The organism is Pseudomonas sp. MWU13-2105, assembly GCF_023242315.1.
In the GTDB taxonomy this organism is placed as follows: Bacteria; Pseudomonadota; Gammaproteobacteria; order Pseudomonadales; family Pseudomonadaceae; genus Aquipseudomonas.
This window is the reverse complement of record NZ_JALLIY010000003.1, coordinates 303,984-322,155: the sequence shown is the minus strand read 5'-3', so window position 1 is coordinate 322,155 and position 18,172 is coordinate 303,984. Positions and strand designations below refer to the sequence as shown.

13 protein-coding genes are annotated in these 18,172 nt (G+C 63.5%); all 13 read right to left on the bottom strand.

Features of this window, described 5'->3' with window-relative positions:
• Positions 1-16 precede the first annotated feature (16 nt).
• The 13 genes from M5B96_RS06225 to M5B96_RS06165 all read right to left on the bottom strand — a co-directional run bounded on the left by M5B96_RS06225 (position 17) and on the right by M5B96_RS06165 (position 17,941).
• Positions 17-3,622, bottom strand: a complete 3,606-nt coding sequence (locus tag M5B96_RS06225; protein WP_248795829.1) for a tetratricopeptide repeat protein — start codon at positions 3,620-3,622, stop codon at positions 17-19.
• Positions 3,600-6,410 carry a bifunctional glycoside hydrolase 114/ polysaccharide deacetylase family protein gene (locus tag M5B96_RS06220; protein ID WP_248795828.1) on the bottom strand — a complete coding sequence of 937 codons (2,811 nt, stop codon included), beginning with the start codon at positions 6,408-6,410 and terminating at the stop codon, positions 3,600-3,602. The genes M5B96_RS06225 and M5B96_RS06220 overlap by 23 nt, the downstream gene beginning before the upstream one ends.
• A gap of 80 nt (positions 6,411-6,490) precedes the next feature.
• Entirely contained in the window at positions 6,491-7,423 is a 933-nt protein-coding gene (locus tag M5B96_RS06215; protein ID WP_248795827.1) for an NAD-dependent epimerase/dehydratase family protein, read from the bottom strand.
• Positions 7,424-7,754: 331 nt separating this feature from the next.
• Entirely contained in the window at positions 7,755-8,732 is a 978-nt protein-coding gene (locus M5B96_RS06210) for a LysR family transcriptional regulator (protein WP_248795826.1), read from the bottom strand.
• 61 nt (positions 8,733-8,793) lie between these two features.
• On the bottom strand, positions 8,794-9,678 hold the full coding sequence (locus tag M5B96_RS06205; RefSeq protein WP_412548586.1) for a peptidylprolyl isomerase: 885 nt from the start codon (positions 9,676-9,678) through the stop codon (positions 8,794-8,796).
• A gap of 65 nt (positions 9,679-9,743) precedes the next feature.
• Positions 9,744-10,229, bottom strand: a complete 486-nt coding sequence (locus tag M5B96_RS06200) for a YbjN domain-containing protein (RefSeq protein ID WP_248795824.1) — start codon at positions 10,227-10,229, stop codon at positions 9,744-9,746.
• A gap of 20 nt (positions 10,230-10,249) precedes the next feature.
• Complete coding sequence (locus M5B96_RS06195) at positions 10,250-10,897, bottom strand: DNA repair protein (RefSeq protein WP_248795823.1); 648 nt, start codon at positions 10,895-10,897, stop codon at positions 10,250-10,252.
• 16 nt (positions 10,898-10,913) lie between these two features.
• On the bottom strand, positions 10,914-12,611 hold the full coding sequence (locus tag M5B96_RS06190) for a putative porin (RefSeq protein ID WP_248795822.1): 1,698 nt from the start codon (positions 12,609-12,611) through the stop codon (positions 10,914-10,916).
• Positions 12,612-12,651: 40 nt separating this feature from the next.
• On the bottom strand, positions 12,652-13,356 hold the full coding sequence (locus tag M5B96_RS06185; RefSeq protein WP_248795821.1) for an energy transducer TonB: 705 nt from the start codon (positions 13,354-13,356) through the stop codon (positions 12,652-12,654).
• Between the two features lie 2 nt (positions 13,357-13,358).
• A complete protein-coding gene (locus M5B96_RS06180; protein ID WP_103495630.1) occupies positions 13,359-13,784 on the bottom strand; it encodes an ExbD/TolR family protein in 426 nt (141 codons plus the stop codon).
• Between the two features lie 11 nt (positions 13,785-13,795).
• Positions 13,796-15,631: a DUF2341 domain-containing protein gene (locus tag M5B96_RS06175; RefSeq protein WP_248795820.1), complete on the bottom strand. Its 1,836-nt coding sequence runs from the start codon at positions 15,629-15,631 to the stop codon at positions 13,796-13,798.
• Positions 15,632-15,653: 22 nt separating this feature from the next.
• Positions 15,654-17,264: a ShlB/FhaC/HecB family hemolysin secretion/activation protein gene (locus tag M5B96_RS06170; RefSeq protein ID WP_412548585.1), complete on the bottom strand. Its 1,611-nt coding sequence runs from the start codon at positions 17,262-17,264 to the stop codon at positions 15,654-15,656.
• 74 nt (positions 17,265-17,338) lie between these two features.
• Entirely contained in the window at positions 17,339-17,941 is a 603-nt protein-coding gene (locus M5B96_RS06165) for a transposase (RefSeq protein WP_248795818.1), read from the bottom strand.
• Positions 17,942-18,172: the final 231 nt, after the last annotated feature.

Below are 18,172 nucleotides of genomic sequence, written 5' to 3'. Positions count from 1 at the left end.
TCTTTGAATTCCATGATCAGCGTCCGAAACGCACGCTGTAACTGACACCCGCGGTACCGCCGGACTTGCCTGTGCCGCCTTGCGGCGCCGACTGGTAGCCGAAGGTCACTGCCAATTCGTCATTGCCCAACACCTCGGTGCCGACACCGGTACTGATGGCGTAGTTGATGGTGTTATCGGTCCACTGCCAACCCGTACTGAGATCCACCAGCCAGGTGTACTGCCCGCGTGTGCGGTTCAGTGCGCCGGGGAAACCGCGCCGCCAGGAACTGCCGAAGAACCACTGGCCGTACTGTTTCTGCAGCAGGGTCTGGCTGGTGATCTGGCTCGGATCGTCGAGTTCGAGCCCGGCCAGGTCGATGCCGCCGCCCAGGGTATTGGCCAGATTGGCCAGCGAGTGGTTGTTCAAGCTGTTCTGCTGGTAGTCGATGCCGCTGCGCAGTTCCCAGTTCGGCCCTTCGAACTGCAAGGTGTGGTCAAACTCGATCTTCAGTGCCTGGCCATTGCCCAGGTCCTCGCCGCCGCGGGTCGCGAACCAGCGCTGGGCCAGGTTCCAGGACAGTTGGTCACGGGCCGAGTAGCGATGCCGTCCACCCGCCCAGAGATCATCCTGGCGACCGAACGCGCGCATCAACCCGCTGTCCTCGTTCTTGCGGTGCCAGTCGGCGCCGGCATCCAGCTCGTTGCCGCTGTCCACCTGCCAGCTCCGGCTGACGCCGAGGCCGTTGCGGTCATCGTCTTTGCGCAGGCTGCTGTCGAAGATCAGCTTGTAGTTGCCATTCTCCAGTTGCCGCTGCAAGGTCAGTTCGGTATTGGTCTCGCTGCCCAGGCGCGACGGCTCCAGGGTCTCGCCACCGTATTGCCCCTGCTCCAGTACCAGCTTGGCGTACCAGTTGTCGTTCAGATAACCCGCGGTGGTCAGCCGTGGGCCGTTGAATACCAGTCCACCGTAGTCCTGATGCTCCCAGGCGAGCAGCACCCCCTGCGGGGTACGCTCGGTCATTTCAATGGCCTGGCGGCGCAATTGCTCACGGATCGTCGGCGGCTGATCGTCGCCTAGCGCCGACAGGTCCACGCCCAGGGCTTCAGCCCCACGGCCCAGGCTATTGAGCGCCTCGACCTGCTGCGCCGGATCCAGCTCGCCGCTGCTCACCAGGTGTTCCAATGCGGCACGATTGCTGCCACGCAGGGCTTCCTGGATCTGCTCGTAACCATTGATCTTCAGACCACGGCTACGGGCCCAGGCCAGCCAGTCGTCTTTCTGCGCCGACTGATTGAGGTTATCCAGGCGTGCCAGCAACTGGTCGAACCACAGTTGCAGCATCGGTTTGGAGCCATCCCGCCATTGCATTGCCTGGTTCTGCGCCTTGCGCGACGAGTAGCTGCTGGCCAGCAGGCGTAACCAGGTGCTGTAGCCCTGCGGGGTGGCGCGAATCTGCTCCGGCGTCACCTCGCGGTTGAGCTTGAGCCGCAAGCGCTGGGCCGACTCGGCGTAACCGGCGCCTTCCAGCGCATCGGCATAGGCCGCCTGGACCATCCAGTCGCCGGCGTTGGCTTGCAGATAGAGGCGATACCAGGCCAGTGCCTCGGTGTTGCGCCCGACCAACTGGCTGGCGGCGGCAAACGGCAGCCACAAGCTGCTGTCGCTGCGGGCCAGGGCGCGCCATTGCTGCAACAACGGCTTGATTTCGCCGCTACGGCCCAGGTCGACGTACAGCCACAGCAGGCGCTCACGGAAGGTATTGTCATCCGGGAAACGGCTCAACCCCAGGCGATACAAACGCAAGGCCTCCTCGTTCTGCCCTTGTTGCACCGCCAGCGCGCCACGGGCCGCCAGCACCTGGGAGCGGTCGGATGCGTCCGGGTACTGCTCGGCATCCTTGAGCAGATCGATCACCAGCGGCCAGTCCTGAAGTTCCTGGGCCAGTTGCAAGGCAGCCACCAGGCGCTGCGGGGCGTGGCCCTGCTTCCAGCTGTCGACGGTCAACTGCAAGGCCTTGCGTGGATCGCGGGTTCGATAGAGGGCAATCAGCTCACTCTCGTCGCCGCTATTGAGCGAGCCCTTGATGGCGAGCATCTTCTCCAGCGCGAGCCGCAGCTCGTCGTCCAGTTCCAGGTCCCAGGCCAGCGCCGCGCGGGATTGCCAATAGTTGAGATCGTTGATCTTGTTACCATCGACCGCCGTGATCACCTTCCAGGCCGACTGGCTGTCAAACAGCTTGAGGTGGTTGTTGGCCCAGTCCACGCGCTCGGTACTGCTCAGCGGGAAACCTTTGGCGAAGTTCTGCCAGACCGCCAGGCGTGCCGGGTACTGCTCGGTGTTTTCCAGGTTCTGCAACAGGCGGACCCAGGCCAGGCGGTGTTTCGGATACCGGCCGACATAAGCGCGCAACCAGGTTTCAGCCTGCTCCGGCGTACCGCGCGACTCTTCGGCGTAGACCAGGGCATCGAGCTCGATGTTGCTCAGCGCGCGCTTGTGCATGATCCCCGCCAGCACCGGGATGCCGCGATCGAAATCATAGGTCTGCATCGCCAGGCGCCAGGTGTGCTCGAGTTCAGCCGGGTTGTCACGCAGCTCGCTCAGGCGGATCCAGTAGCCCAGTGCTGCGGCCGAGTCGTCCTGCCATTCGGCGATATGCGCCATCTGCTCCAGCAACAGCGGATCGTCCGGCTGCTGTTCGAGCAGTTGCAGGCCTACCGTGTGCGCCCCCTGCAGGTCGCCGAAGGCCAAGCGCTGCTTGAACTCCTTGGCCAGCACTTGCGGGCTGTCAGGCTGCAACTTGCGCCATTCGCTAAAAAACTGCTCGGCCAGGTCCGCGCGGTCATGGGCCACCGCGACATCGACACCCTGGTCAAGCAGGCCCGGATCGAGCCATCCCTGGGTGGCGTCGACGTCAGGTTGCGCGGCCAGTTGCCTGGCGAGCAACTCGACGGCCTGATCGCCACGGTCCGCCGCCACCAGGCCGTTGAAAGCTTGCTGGAGGTACTGGCGACGCTGTTGCGGTTTCTGGCTGTTATCAAGCAACTGTATATAGAGGTCCGCCGCCCGCCCGGGCTGTTCGCTGGCCAGGTACCATTTCGCCGCTTCGGCCAGCCATTGCTCACGCTGTTGTGGGTCGCGGCGCGCCAGTTCGGCATAGCTATCCGCGGCCAGGCCCGGCGCCTGGGCGCTCAGGGCCAACGGCGCGAGGTGTTCGAGTTGCGGTGTTGGCAACGACTTGTAGTCGAAGGCCTTGAAGCGTTCGGCCAGCGCCTGCAATGCCGGGCTATCGCTGCTGTTGTTCAATGCCAGGGCATCGAGTTGCAACCGATAATAGGTTTTCAGCGTCGAATCGGCTTGCGGCCAATCAGCCAGATGCTTTTCCGCGCGTGGGTATTCGCCCAACTGGATCAGCAGGTCGAGCAGTTGGGTGCGCAGCTCGCTGTTCTCCGGGTGCGCCGCCAGCAACACCTCGGCGTAGCTGGCCGAGACCTCGTCCGGCGCGCCACCCTTGGGACGAAAGGCTTCTTCATTATGAAAGGTCGCCCACAGCAGCACGCCGACGGCGATCGCCACCAGCAGCAGCGCCCAGGGATTGAGCAGCCGCGTGCTTTTAGCCTTAGTTGCAGAGGAGTTGGGCATCACTCACCTGCTTCAGCGGAAGTTGGAAATGCCACAGGCCTTGTTCGGCCCGGCCCGCGTAACGCTGCCCGGCAACCTCGACCCGGCAGGCGCCGGCCGCGCGTACCGAAAACTCCAGGTTGAATTCGCCAGCGAAGGCGAAGGTCACCTGCCGGTCATTCACATACCGCCAGTCAAGCAAGGGGATATTCGCCAACTCCAGCGCCGGGCGCGGATCACGCTCCGGGCGCAGGGCCAGCAGCGCGCGGTCGCTACTCAGCGCCACATAACGGCCCTGGGGCAGGTCACGGACACCGGCCACGCCCTGGGAGCGGCCGAGGTCCGGCCAACCGAGGGCCGGATCCAGGCGCAGGGTGCGCAAGCCATCCATCCCGCGCACCTGCCAGTCACCCGCGTCGGTGCGGGCCAGGCTGGCCTGGTACAGACCGTGAAGCCGATCCAGGTAATCGCTCATCCATAACGACATCGGCTGCTGGCCGCGCATGAACTGGTAGATCTCGGTCATGGCCTTGATCGATGCCTGCTTGGTCCCCGAATAGAAGTGGTAATACAAATGAATGCCGCGCAGGCGCCGTGGGCTGTCGGTCAACTCGAAAGTATCAATCACATCGCGAAAACCGTAATACGGGCCCTTCCACAGGTTGGTGTACATATTCTCGTTGATCACCGGCGCGTAGTACTGCAAGCCGCCGGCGGTGGGCCGCAACAGCGGATACAGGCCGGTCAGCGACGGATTGGTCTTGGTCAGGATGGTCTGGCCGCCGTTGACGTTCTTCAGCCCGGCGTCATAGGCCAGCTTGATGGTTTCCGCGCTTGGCAACGCATCACCCGGCCAGAAGATCATCTTCACCGGCTTTTTCGCCGTGGTCAGGCGGCTATTGATGTAGTCCCGCGAGCCGACGATCTCGCGCTGGTAGTCGAGGGTCTTGTAGCCCGGGATATTCAGGCGCAGGCCGTATTCGGCATGAAAATCTTCGTCCTGCTTGGCCTTGTCCGGCTGCATATAGAACGGATGGCTGTAGGTGTGGGTAGCCACTTCGACCTTGGGATCGGCAAAGATCTCCTGGGCAATCGGCTCCAGCTCCCGGGCCAGGAAGGGCGACATGCCCTTGGGCCCGATCTCGCCTTCGATGATCGACACGGAGGTCAGGAACGGGTTGGGACGAATGTAGTCGGCCAGCACCTGGCGCCCGGAATACGGCGTGCCGCGCACTTCGGCGTGGGACGGGAAGCCGTCGCCATCGATATGTACCGTGGCGATCCGCCGACCGTTTTCGGTGGTGCTGTCCGGACGTGGCTGGGCCGGCAGGCGCAGGGCTTTCTGGATGAACGCGAACGGATCGAGAATCCAGCGGGTCCGTTCGACGTTGGCTTCCACGACATAGGGTGCCAGGGCCATGCCGCCCCAGTCGCCGGTGACCACGGGGGCGAACTTGCCGCCCTTGCCGTCACCCAGCAACAAGGCCGGTTGCGGTCCGCCGGGCAGCAGCGTCACCCGGGTCAACTCGCGGCTGCGCGGGACCACTGGCGCTTCAAAGGCGCCGAGCAGCGCCTTGTCCTGGCTGAGCACCTGCAAGCTATCGCGAGCCCCCGGAGCGGCGAGGTTCAGGCCCAGGCGCTTGAGCAGCGCGCGATCTTCGATCGGCAGGCCGGCCATGATCGCCAGGGGGACCTGTTCGTCCAGGCGCTTGCCGATCCAGCTATAAAAGGCACGGCTGTCTTGCGGCGGGCCGCTGGTCATCCACACCACCACCCCGGCGTACAAACCGGCGAAGCTGTAGGACGGCAAGCTGTCGTCGACCGGCAGGTAATCCACCCGATAACCCAGGTATTCCAGCAGGCCACCGAGCATCCGGTGGCCGGCATGATCATAGAGTTCACCTTCACGCGGGTCATAGAGCATGGCGATACGTCGTGGCTGCACTTCCACGCGGCTCATGCTGATGGCGTTGAGGTCCGGGGTCGTGACCACCGGGATAAAGCCTTCCTGGCTCAACTGACGGACCAGTTTGCGGGCTTCTTCACGCCGCGTGGGCGGCAGGTAGTCGATGGCCACCAGCGGGATATTCCGCGCCCGCAGCGGTTTGAGTTCACCTTCAAGCCAGTTGCGGTCGGACTCGGACACCGGGCGATAACGCTTGGCCGAAGCATCCCAGCCGGCATGGATCGATTCGACGGCCACGGCCGCGGCTACGTCATCGAGCTCGGCCAGTACCTCGAAGCCACGATTGAAGAACAGCTTGAGGTCCGGCTGGCGACGATGCAGCTCGCGCAGAAACGCTGCCAGCGCCTTGCGCTGCGGTTCGCGGTTGGCTTCGGGAAGTAATTGAAAGCTGTCGAGGGTATCGAGGAACAGGCCGGCATAACCCTGTTCCTGCAACGCCTTGGCGCGCCTGAACAGATGTTCGCGCCAGGCCGGCGTGGCGATGTCCATGACCTGGCTGTCCCAGGCCTTGTTACGGATGGCGCTCGCGCCCGGTGTCAGGGCTTCCTTGTCCAGGGCGGCACGGTCGCCGTCGAACTCACCCACCGACAAGTAGGCGAATGGCTGGCTACCGAGTTTGCGCAAGGTGACGACATCGGCGCTGGTCATATGGCCGGGTTCGACCACGGCCCATTCGAACTGCGCCAACTCCTGCAACGGCGGCCGCTCGGCGTACCAGAATCCGACGCTGGCGGGAGCCGCCGGAGCAGCCTGTACCGCTGAATTCGTTACACACAATGCCAACGCGGTAAACAGACGCCGTACCATTCTGTAGACGCGCGCCCTGGGAAACTCGATTTGCATAACTCACTCTTTAGTAGATCAATTCGTGCAACATTAGACTACCGGCGCCACGCATGCGTGGCGCCTGCAAGGCGATGGAACTAAAGACTGTGATAGAGGCGGGCCAAACCTTCGGCAATGGGGATCGACGCCCCTAGCTCAAAGCGCTCGCATAAACGGCGGTTGTCCGCCTTGGAATGCCGGATGTCTCCGGAGCGGGCCGGGCCATGGCTCAGGTTCAGGGGCTTGCCGCTGATCTGCTCCAGGGCGGCAATCAGGTCATTGAGCGTGGTCACGCCACCGAGCCCGACATTAGTGGCATCGGCGGTAGGCTGCGCACGTTCGAGGCCCTGGACAAGGATCTTCACCAGGTCCTCGACATAGACGAAATCGCGGGTTTGCCCACCGTCACCGAACACTGTGATCGGCCGCGCGGTTTTCGCCCGCTCGCTGAAAATGCTGATGACCCCGGAGTACGGCGAGGACGGGTCCTGGCGCGGCCCGAAGATATTGAAGAAGCGCAGGATCACCGGTTCCAGCCCATGCTGGCGGCGATAGAAATCCAGGTAGTGCTCGCTGGCGAGCTTGTCCGCCGCATAGGGCGTCAGGGGGGATTTGGGTGTGTCTTCGGCAATCGCGGTGCCCTCCCCGTTATTGCCATACACCGCCGCGCTGGAGGCAAACACCACACGCCGGATACCGGCGGCGAGCATCGCCTCGCAGACCCGCAGGGTGCCGATGAAATTGCTCTGGTGGGTGCGCACCGGGTCTTCGACCGAGGCCTGGACCGAGGCCACGGCGGCCAGATGCACCACCGCGCTGCAACCTTGCATGGCTTCAGCCAGGATGACGGCATCGGCGACATCCCCCACCACCAGCTTCAGGGAGGCATTATTCATCGGCAGGTTACTCACCTTACCGCTGGACAGATCGTCCAGGACCCGAACGGTATGGCCTTTGGCCAATAACGCATCCACAAGATGAGAGCCAATGAAGCCAGCGCCCCCTGTTACCAGTATCCGTTCGGTAGACATAAATCATCCCAAGAGAAAATGTGGCGCAATCTTCATCGCCTGAAGCTGGCAGTGCTGGAAAGGAGCCACGGCAATTCGCCTTGATGACCGATCTTTCCTGCCCCACCCGCTCTCTTTTAAGGACTGTGTCGCCTTTTCATGGAGAGCCTTCAGAACGCTGGCGTCAAAAAAACATGAGTAAAGTCAATCACTCAAGGACGCCATAGTGGGATATCAAGCTGACATCGTCAAGAATATGTCGATGAATTTTATATTTTTTAACCACGCCATCAAAAAAGCCAATATTTTGGCTATTCATTCCAAGTCTCAAACATATGAGCCGGTATCGTCGCTACTCAAACCACTCCCGCCGCTCCCTGAACGTGCCCAACACCAGATCGACGATCAGCTGCACCTCTTCCCTGCCCTCGGCCTCACGGCGGGTCGCCAGCCAGGCCCGACGCTGCATGGGTTCCTCGAACAAGCCCGGCAGCGCCACCAGCCCACGATCGAAACGGGTGATATAGCAAGGCAACAAGCCGATGCAGGCGCTGCAACGGATCATTTCCAGCATCAGCTCATAGGCGTGCACCTGGACCACTCCCGCCAGGCGCTGCTCCACCAGATGGTTCCACTGCCGGAAGTCGTCGATCTGGCGGTCGTGCTGCCATTGCACCAGCATGTAGTCTTCGAGGTCGGCAAGGGTGTCCGGGCGCGCCGCCACCCGCGAATAGCGCTTGGCGATATGCGGCAGGTAATCCAGCCGCGCCAGGGCGCGCGGCGGGCTGATGGCGAAGCTCGGTGCCGAGACCGGCGAGTCCGGGCCACACAGCCAGACCACCACGTCGGCGCTCAAGGCCTGCAAGGACATCACACTGTCCACCGGGATGATTTCCAAACGGATACTGGCATTGCGGCGCAGCAACGCAATCAGGTCGCGCCCGAGAATGTCGTGCAGGATCGACTCGGCTATCGCCAGGCGTACCAGCGGTTGCTCCATGATCGGCAGGCGCCGCTCATGGGCCAGGGCGATCAGTTGCGCCTGCAACTGCTGGCCGTCGCGACTGAGGATCAGGGCGCTGCCCTCGTACATGAACAGCGGTCGATTGATGCGCGCTTCGAGCAACGCCAGCTGCTTGCGCAGTTGGGTTGCCTTGATATTCAGGCTGCGTGCCGCCTGCATGAAGCAGCCGCAGCGGGCGCTGGTCAGAAAGGCCTGGGCCATCTGCGGTTCGATCAGCCTGGCCAAGGCCAGCCAGGGTTCGTTCGGCTCGCCCGAACTGCGGTACTCCATGCTGCCCGCGCGCGGGGCGTGTTCATTCAATGACATAATACTGACTCCCTGTCGGCATCCGGGGACACCCAACCATCCAATGGCAATTTCTTTCTTGTTAGGGTTTTTCTTCCAGCACCTGGTTCAAGGCGGCACCGTCGATACTCAAGGTCGCGGTGTTGAGCATGCCGGCCAGGTAAGCCTTGGCAATCTGTTCCTGACGCTGGCTGCGCAAGGCTTCACGCAGACGCTCACGTAGTTCGTCCAGGGTCGCGGTGCGTGCCGGCTGCATTTCGTTGAGCTTGACGATATGAAAACCCGCCGGGCTCTGGACCGGGTCCGCCACCGCGCCGGTCTTGAGCCGGGACACCGCGCCACGCACCTCCGGCAGCAGTTGCTGCAGGGGTTGCAGGCCGGCATCACCGCCGCGCTTGGCGCTGTCGCGATCCTGCGAGTACTGCCCCGCCAGGGCGGCAAACTCGCCCGGTGCGGCCTGGGCCCGACGGCTCAACTCCAGCGCCTGTTTGCGCACGCTTTCCAGCGACTGCTGATCCGGCACCGCGAGGAAAATCTGGCTGACCCGGTACAGCGGCGGCGTCTGCCAGGCAGACTTGCCGCTGTCATAGGCCTGCTGCAGTTCCTCGGCGCTGGGGTAATCCGCCGGCACCTGGCTGACCGAGGCCAGGTAACTGCGAAAGACGATCTGCTCGGCGGCGGCGCGGGTCTGCTGCTCGATATCCGGGCGCTGCGGCCAGCCCTGGGCATCGGCCTGTTCGATCAGCGCCTTTTCCGCCAGGCGAGTGCGCAGCCAGCTTTCCAGGGCCGCACGATTACCGCGCAGTTGCTCACGGGCATCCGCCGGCAGGGCCGCAAACACCGCTTTCAGTTCCTCGGCGTCGACTTGCTGGTTGCCCAGGCGGGCCACCGCCGTTGCGTTGGCCGTGGCATGCGCCACGGCCGGCACCGGCTGCACCGCGGCCACCGGGTCGTTACCCGGGCGCATGACCAGGGCGACCGCCCCGGTGAGCAAGGCCAGCGCCCCGGCGCTGGCCAGGAAAGTGCTCTTTTTCACAGGGCCGCCTCCTCCGTGCCGGCAACGGCTTCATTCGCCGCCGGAGCCGTGCTCAGCCGGGCCGCCTGCTGGCTGTAGTCACGCAGGTAGACAATGAATTCCTGCAGCAGGCGATCCCAGAGTTCCAGGTTGCCACGCAGGTAGTTGGCGCTGACACCGGCGGCCACCACCACGTCCATTTCCATCACCAGGAACTCGCCCTGTACCGACAGCCGGGCAAAACGTCGCGAGGCGTTCCACAATTCGGCCAGGCCGGCCGGCAGTTCGCCCTGTACTCGCAGGGCACAGCTGTAGGTGAAGTCGACATAACCGCCCTCGCCGGCCGCCGGATTGCCGAAACGCACGGCATAGCCGATGCCCTGGCTGGCGCTGAGCAGTTGCACTATGCCGTTCTGCTCGGTGCGATTGACCCGATAGCCGGCACCTTGCAGTAGCTCGGTCAGGCTGTCCGGGGTCACGTGCTCGATCAGTTGTTCGCTCATGAGTTGTTCTTCCTTGTGGGTCATTGATTGAGGGATGCGTGGGTCGCATCGAACTGGTTCTTGTAGAGGTTGTCGCCAAACACCTGGGCCATTTCCTCGAACTTGACCCGGGCGCCGCCGGCAAACGGCTGGCGAATTTTCATCACCTCGGCCACATCGATTTTTTCGTAGGCGGCGAGGATCTCCTTGGCGACCGCGTACATCTGTTGATTCTTGACCGAACATTGCTGCACTTGTGTGTCACGCTCGCTCAGTTGCACCTGCAAGCGCGCGCGCTCGGCCTCCTTGGCCTTGGCCATGACCAGCAGTTCGTCATAGGCCTTCTTGAACTTGCCCAACTGTTCGTTGCTGGCCGCGGCAAACGCCTGGGCCTGGTTCTGCAGGTTCTGCTGCTGGCCGGCCAATTGCTCGCTCAAGCCCTTGGCCTTGGCCAGCTCGGCTTCCAGCTGCTTGATTTGCGCCTGGGCCGCCTTGGTCTGGTTCTCGGCGGCAATCCGCGCCGCGCCAGCCTGGGCCTGTTCGCTCTGCAGCGCTTGCAGTTGCTGGGTGGTGCTGCGCAACTGGGTGCGCAGGCGCTCCTCCATGCCTTCGGCGCACGCGCCATCGGCCAGCACGACGCCAACCAATAGCAACAGCGTCGACCAACGCACCTGGGCTCGCATGTTCATGGGTTCTCCCTCGCGCTTAGAAGCGCGTGTTGATTTCAAGCTGCATGACATCGATATCGAACGGCGCGCCATACACCGCCTCCGAGTTGAGCCAGCGCGCGGTGGCGATCACGTTCTTCTCCACGCCGTAGTTGGCACCGAGGAAGAAGCCCTTGGCATTGGTCCCACCCAGGTGGAAAGACGAATCGTTGAAGCCGTCGGGCAAGGCATCCGGCTGGATGTACTTGTAGCCGCCGAACACGTTCCAGTCGCCCTGGCGCTTGAGTTCCAGGGCATTGCCGAGGGTGAACTGGACCATCATCGCGTTGGCGCCGCTCTGGATATTGCCGTTGTTGTCCAGGTTGTTGACGATCTGGCCTTCGGCACGCCGGTTCATTTCAGCTTCGTTGTAGCCCAGGTTATGCACGAGGTCGGCCTGGCTACGCAGCTTGAAGTCTTCCGGCAGGTCGCTGTCGAGCACCAGGTTCAGGTCCAGCAGGTTGAACTGCGAGGCCAGGCCGACAAACTGCGGTTGTGGCGTGGTGGTCGGCGCCGCGGGGTTGGGGGCAATGTTGCGCAGCAGGAACACCGTGTTGCCCTTCTGCATGAACGACGCACGGGTGCCGTCGGAGCTGCAGCCCGGGTCCCCGGCCCAGGGTTGGCAGACGTCGGAGCGCTGGCCCTCGATGCTGTCGAAACGGTAATAGGCCAGTGCGCCTTTGAGGTTGTTGTGCGGGTTGAATTGCCACGTCGCCCCGGCCTGCAGGCCGTACAGCCACTTGTCGGCGCTTTTCTGCTTGTCGTAGCCATTGCTGCTGGCGGTGTCGGAGCTGTACTCGATGGGGAAGGCGCCGACGGTGCCGAACACCCCCCAGTCGGCGTTGAGTTTCTGGTTGAAGATCGCCGCCACGCCGTCGAAGTTCAGATCAGAGGAATAGAGCATATCGGTGGAGAAGAACGGGTTGGCGATGCGCCCGCCGGTCAGGCTCAGGCGATCGGAGTATTTCCAGGTCAGGTAGCCCTGGTCGAGCCAGAGGTCTTTCTTGGCGAAACCGCCGCCGAGGGCCTGGGTGGTCGAGACCGGGTTGTTGTCGGTGCCGGTGCCGATGCGGATACCCGCCGTCCAGTCCGGTGCGATAACCGCTTTCATGCCCAGCCGGGCGCGGATGCGCAGAGAGTCGCCGCGATCTTCGCGGGTGTTGAGCAATGGCGGCAGGCTGGTGCTGCTTTTCGGGTTGACGTCGTAGGGGCCGCTGGCATTGAGCTTGGCGAAGTCGACGATCTGGTTGCTGTTGCCGCTGGAGTAATAACGCGACTCGTCGCGCAGGCGCAGGTCGCCGTCGAAGCTGATGCGCGAGACCCAATCCGGGAAGGTGTTGGGTTGCGCCCAGTTTTCCTGCTTGGCGGTGGCCATGACTTCGGCCTTGACCTGGTCACGGATCTGATCGCGGACGATGGCCGGGACGTACTGCACCCGCACCTCACCCGGGGTCGCGGGCGGCCCGCTGGCGGCGACCGCGCTGGCCTGGCGCGCCTGCAGCGCTTCTTTCTCGGCCTGGGCGATCAGCCCGTCGGCCTGTTCCTGCTTGAGCACACCCTGCTGCACCAGCAGGCGGATCAGGTTGATCGTGGCGTTTTCCGACGGCGCCGCGGGCGTTGCCGCTGCCGCCTGGCCAACCAGGGTCGCGATGACCAGGCCGACCGCCAGGCTCAATCGATTCACATTGGAAATCATTTGCACACAACTCCTATGACAAGACTGCGAATGGGTTGAACTAGCCGGGACGCCGGCCTTGCAAGGCAATACGCACCGGCAGCGTGATCGACGCCGGCGGCCGCTCGCTCAAACGCGGCACGGCGCGCAGGGCGGCCAGTACCTGGGCATCGAGCTGTGAATCACCGCTGGACTTGACCAGCTCGACCCGGGTGATCTCCCCGGCCGCGCTCAACCAGATATCGGTCTGCAGTGAAAAAGCCAGGTTGCGCAGTTGCGGGTCTTCCTTGAGCAAACGCTGGAAGGAATACGCCAGGAACTGGCTATAGGTGCCGTTACCCAGGCGCCCTCCGCCGGCCCCGGCCATGCCGCCGCCCTTGCCCGCGCCGATGTTGAAGGCATCGCCGCCAGCCTGGGCGTCGCCGTCGATCTGCATCGGGTTTTCCAGGTCGTTGACCGGTGACGGCGGCGCTTCGTCCTGGGGCTTGACCTGTTCCGGTTCCGGGGTCGGTTCGGGAATCTTCTCTTCCACCGGGGTTTCCGGTTCCTTGGGTTTTTCCGGCTCCGGCGGTGGGGGCGGCGGAGGCGGCAACGGAATCAGCATCGGCACCTTCGGCGCTTCCCGGCGCACACCACTCATGTCATGGGCCCACTGCCACAGGAACCAGGCTGCAACGGCCCCCAGCAGCAGTCCCGCACCCCACTTCAACGGGCGCAACGGCGACTTCTTCACGGGATCGGGGCTGATCGGTAATTTCGCGGTCATGGTCAGCCCTGGGTCGGTTTGCCGGTGACCAGCCCGACCTGGGACAACTCCAGGCGCCGCAGCAGGTCGAGCACTTCAATGACTTTCTGGTACTGCACCGTGGCGTCGCCGCGCACGATGATCGGAAAGTCCGGACTCTGGGCCTTCTCGATGCGCAGGCGCTCTTCCAGTTCCGGCAACGTCACCGGATAGGCGTCGAGGAACACCTGGCCGCCGTCGTTGACCGAAATGGCCTTGGTCTTGGCCTGGGACAGCGACACCGAGGCGCTGGCCTTGGGCAGGTGAATCTGGATGCCCGAGACCTGGGCGGTGGCGGTGAGGATGAACATCACCAGCACCACCATCAGCACGTCCACCAGGGGCGTGATGTTGATGCTGTCGACTGGGGCATCATCGTCATCGTCGTGGGAGGCATTTACGCTAGCCATGGCTGTTCCCCTCAGGCCGGAATCGACGTGGTGTGTTGATCGGCATGCAGGCCGCGGCGCTGGGCGTTTTCGTGGGAGTGGCTTTCGCCGTGCATCTCGGCCAGGCGGGTGATGAACTCGTCGACGAACACGCGCATGTCGGCGCTGACTTCCTTGTTGCGGGTGATCAGGCGGTTGTAGCCGAACAGCGCCGGGATCGCGACGAACAGGCCCATGGCCGTGGCCAGCAAGGCCGCCGCCATGCCCGGGGCGATGGCGTTGATATTGACGTCACCGGCCATGGCCGTGCCGAGGAACACCACCATGATCCCCAGCACGGTGCCGAGCAGGCCGATATAGGGGCCGCCGGCGATGGCGTTGGACAGGGTCGAGAGCTTCGAACCCAGTTGCTGGTTCTCCCGGGTACGCACGCCGTCCATGGAGCAGCGGATGGCTTCGATGGTCGCCGCCGAGACCGACGAGGTGTCGGCGCCCTGGGCACGACGGGTGCGGATTTCCTTGACCGCCACCAGGTACAGGCGCCACAGCGAGGAATGCACCAGGCGTCGGGCCAGGTCCTGGTCGTCGGCGAACATTTCCAGGCGGGTGCCGATCTGCGCGAACTGCTCGCGGAACAGCTCGTTGGCCCGGCTGACGCGGCCCAGGGCACTGTTCTTGCGGATCATGATGAACCACGACTGGAACATCATCAGCACCAGGACCGCGATGATCACCCAGGCATCCGCCGGCACGGCCTTGAGCAGGAAGCCCAGGCTGCCGAAGCCGAAGCCCGACTGTTCTTCATCGACGCCGTAGAGCACCAGCTTCGATTCGGCGCCCTGGGACATGGCATCGGCCAGCAGCGCGGCGGCCGGACGCACGACCTTGGACAGCCGCAGTTCGTCGATGGCACCCTGGAACGGTTGGTAGAGCGTGGCGGCCGGAGCCGCCGGATCGACTGCGGCCGGCAGCTCGGCGCCGACCGCGATCGGCGAGTTGAACGCCGGGACTTCCTGGGCCAGGTTCGCGCTCTCTCGACCGTTGACGAACAGCGTCACCTTGCCACCCTGCACGGTGACTGCGAGATGCTGCCATTGCCCCGGGTTCAGCGCCTGGGTCGACACCCCGCGCTGGCCGTTGACCTCAACGAACGGCGTGCCCTGGCTGACCCCCAGCACAAAGGCGTGGCCGCCTTCACGCCTAGCCACCAGCAACTGCTCGCCCGTGGCCTGGTCCAGGCGCACCCAGGCGCTCAGGGTCAGAGCACCGCCGGCGCTGTATTGCAGCGACGGGCTGGCCGGCAGCGACAAGGCCTGGCCGGCCAACTGCAAGGCGCCGCCGATCACGCCGTCGATACGGCTGCCGCTGGCGTTCTGCGCATTGTTGGCGAAAGCCGTGGCGTCCTTGGGTGGCGTGCCCGGCGTACCGTCGAAGTGATAGACCGCGGTGTAGTTGGGATCAAAGGCCAGTTGACCGTTGCTTACCGCCGGGGCCTTGGCATTGCCGTAGTACATCCACAGATCCTGGCGCTGGGCACCTTCGACCTTCGGTACATCGACCCAGATCAGCGCCATGCCCATCAGCGGGTCGAAGCTTTCGATCTGGTAGTTGAGCAGGGTCTTGTCGTCCGCCGCGACGAAGCGCAGGTCCGAACCGTCCTCCTTGACCCCGTCGAAGCTGAAGTTGCCGGTGTGCAGGCGCACCAGCAGGCTGCTGCGACCGGGGGCGTCGTTGATCGCCGCGCCTTGCGCGGTGGTGTCGACGGTAATCTGCTTGCGGTAGTGCCAGTCGTCCTGCCACCAGGCATTGGCGGTCGCCGGGAGCACGAGGCCCAGGCAGATCAACAGGGATATCATCAGGCGCTGCATGAAAATTGCTCCGTAATAAGGTTCAGAAAGTCGCTTGCAGGCTGAAATGCAAACGCGAGTCCTGCTTCTGCGTGTTCGGTCCATTGACCAGCGGATAGCCCCAGTCGAGGCTGCCGGACAGCCATTTGCTCAAGCTGGCCCGAGTGCCGAGACCGACGCTGGCCAGGCTGTAGTCGGCTTTCTGTTCAGGCAGCGGCTCGCGCAGGTACAACTGGGCGCCCTCGGCGAAGGCATACAAGCGCCATTCCTGGACATAGCTGCCCAGGTACTTGGCCAGGGACGGCGTTCGCAGTTCCTGGGAAAACAGCACGCCTTGGTCGCCGGTCACCTCGGCGGCGAGGTAGCCGCGTACCGAGGTAGCACCGCCGGCGGACATCTGCTCGTTGGAAATCAGCGGGCCGGAGGCCAGTTGGAACGAAGTCTTGGACGCGCTCTGCCACTCGCCGAAAATGTCCTGGGTGTAACTCAGGTCGCCTTTGAGCAGGGCGAAACTGGGGCTGGCGCGATAACGCTTGTTGTCGAAGTCCTGGTCGTTGCTGCCGTAGCCGAAGAAGGCCCGGGTGCCGACCACCAGGCTCAGGCCGAGGCCCAACTGGGATTTTTCGGTATAGCGGTAGCCGTTGTAGCCGAACGTGAACGGTGCGTACTTGAGCGGCACCTTGTCGCTACTGCCGCCGAACTTGAGCTGTTCCTCGAAGTCCTTGAAGTCCACCCCCAGTGACAACGAGTTGGACCAGATGCTGCCCCCCGGCACCGTGTAGATGCCCGAGACACCATAGGAATGGCCCTTGCCCAGTACGTTGCTGCCGCCGATGGTGGCGACGTTGCTGTCGGACTGGTAACCGGAAAACTGCACCGCCCAGCGCTCGTTCAACGGGGCGCTGTAGGAACCGGACCAGACCTTGGCGTTGCTCTGCTCCTCGGGTGCGGTGAAATAGGTCAGGGAGATGCTGTGGCCCAGCTGCCAGAGGTTGTCGTAGCCGATCGAGGTCACGGCGCGCAGGTCCTTGGTGTCGGCGCTGTGGTCGTTGTTCAGGCCGACACTGGCATGCCAGGGATTCTTGTCGTCGACCTGCAGGTCGACGTCCATGGTCCCCGGACGCTGGCCTTCGCGGACCAGCGGCATGACCTGGCGACCGGGGCTCTTGTTCAGCGCCGCCAGCTCACTCTGGACCTGGGCGAAGTTCGGCACAGCGCCTTCCTTCAGGGCCGGGACATCGTCACGGATCTCCACCGGCGAATAGTGCTGGGCGCCGACCACGCGGACCCGGCCGACCTTGGTTTCACTGATTTGCAGGTAAACGATGCCGCCTTCGACTTTCTGCTCCGGCAACTCGACATACACCGACTGGTAACCCTTGGCCTGGTAGCTTTTCTGCAAGGCCTCGCGGGCGCCCTCGATATCGCTCAGGGCCTTTTGCGGACCGAGGAACGGGTACACCGCTTCCTCGATATCCCGCGCCTGCAGCACGGTGTTGCCACGCACAACGTATTCGTTGACGTCGACCAGCTTGGCCGGCGCCTCGTCGGCCAGCAGCGGACGCCCCAGCACCGCCAGGACCAGCCCGCCGCACACCGGCAGCCAGTGCCCGGCCAGCCTCCGTCGCGCTCTTTTGAAGAACAAATGCTCCACACCGCCCCCTTGATTCAAAATGGCCTCGAACGCAGTCGAGGCCGTATGGGCCCGGGTCAATGCCCCGGACGCTTTTAGTTGTTCACGTTCGATATCGACGGGTGCCGGGCCAGCCAGGTATGCAACTGGGCGAAGTTCAGGGAGAACTCCGGCATCTGCAGCAAGGCGCCGCAGAACACTTCCCCGATGATTTTCTGGATCAGCAGCACTGCTTGCGGGTGGTCCAGCAGCGTGGCGATGTCCCTGCTCAGCACGTTGAAGCCCCAGACCTTCTGGTTCAGGTCGAGGCCGACGAACCAGCGGAACAGCAGGTTGTAATTGAGCTGCTCGTAGAGTTGCTGCTCGCTGGGTACCGAATACAGCAGTTGCAGCAAGAGGATGTGCATGACGGTCTGGGGTGCGATCTGCATGTCGGAGTCGGCATGCAGTGAGCGCAGGAATTCACGATCGTCGTCGAGCAGGTCATCGATCTGCGGACGCAACAACACCAGCGAATGGCCCGGCGGGATATAGCTGGAGACTTCCTTCAGGGCGCCCTGCCAGTCGTCCTGGGACACGATCCAGACCCAGGGCGCGCCGTAGCGATAGACCGAGACGGGCTTCTTGCGTGCGGCCTCGACGATCTTCGACAAACGCTGATCCAGTTCCTGCATGCCCACTTTCGAGTAACGTTCCATAGTTCTCCTCGTCTCTCTCCCGGCCTTGCCATGGCGTGGGGACAGGTCCCCTTGCGTGCCCTTGACCGCTTCACATATCCATGACCGGGCTGGCCTTGTGCTACCGAACTTTTGTCATAAAAGCTTCATTCCGCGACGGCGTTGGCGGTGTGTAGAGGAGGTTTTCGCAGGCAAAAAAAGTGGCCATTGCGGCCAATGCCTGTCAGTTAAGGAGGGTTGACGCCAAGCGCG

What these genes read in the sequence shown, in the direction of transcription:
- M5B96_RS06215 (WP_248795827.1), bottom strand. Translation starts at nt 7,423, where the DNA reads ATGTCTACCGAACGGATACTGGTAACAGGGGGCGCTGGCTTCATTGGC.
- M5B96_RS06220 (WP_248795828.1), bottom strand. Translation starts at nt 6,410, where the DNA reads ATGCAAATCGAGTTTCCCAGGGCGCGCGTCTACAGAATGGTACGGCGT.
- M5B96_RS06190 (WP_248795822.1), bottom strand. Translation starts at nt 12,611, where the DNA reads ATGATTTCCAATGTGAATCGATTGAGCCTGGCGGTCGGCCTGGTCATC.
- M5B96_RS06205 (WP_412548586.1), bottom strand. Translation starts at nt 9,678, where the DNA reads ATGCGCCCGGGTAACGACCCGGTGGCCGCGGTGCAGCCGGTGCCGGCC.
- M5B96_RS06185 (WP_248795821.1), bottom strand. Translation starts at nt 13,356, where the DNA reads ATGACCGCGAAATTACCGATCAGCCCCGATCCCGTGAAGAAGTCGCCG.
- M5B96_RS06175 (WP_248795820.1), bottom strand. Translation starts at nt 15,631, where the DNA reads ATGCAGCGCCTGATGATATCCCTGTTGATCTGCCTGGGCCTCGTGCTC.
- M5B96_RS06165 (WP_248795818.1), bottom strand. Translation starts at nt 17,941, where the DNA reads ATGGAACGTTACTCGAAAGTGGGCATGCAGGAACTGGATCAGCGTTTG.
- M5B96_RS06225 (WP_248795829.1), bottom strand. Translation starts at nt 3,622, where the DNA reads ATGCCCAACTCCTCTGCAACTAAGGCTAAAAGCACGCGGCTGCTCAAT.
- M5B96_RS06195 (WP_248795823.1), bottom strand. Translation starts at nt 10,897, where the DNA reads ATGAACATGCGAGCCCAGGTGCGTTGGTCGACGCTGTTGCTATTGGTT.
- M5B96_RS06180 (WP_103495630.1), bottom strand. Translation starts at nt 13,784, where the DNA reads ATGGCTAGCGTAAATGCCTCCCACGACGATGACGATGATGCCCCAGTC.
- M5B96_RS06200 (WP_248795824.1), bottom strand. Translation starts at nt 10,229, where the DNA reads ATGAGCGAACAACTGATCGAGCACGTGACCCCGGACAGCCTGACCGAG.
- M5B96_RS06210 (WP_248795826.1), bottom strand. Translation starts at nt 8,732, where the DNA reads ATGTCATTGAATGAACACGCCCCGCGCGCGGGCAGCATGGAGTACCGC.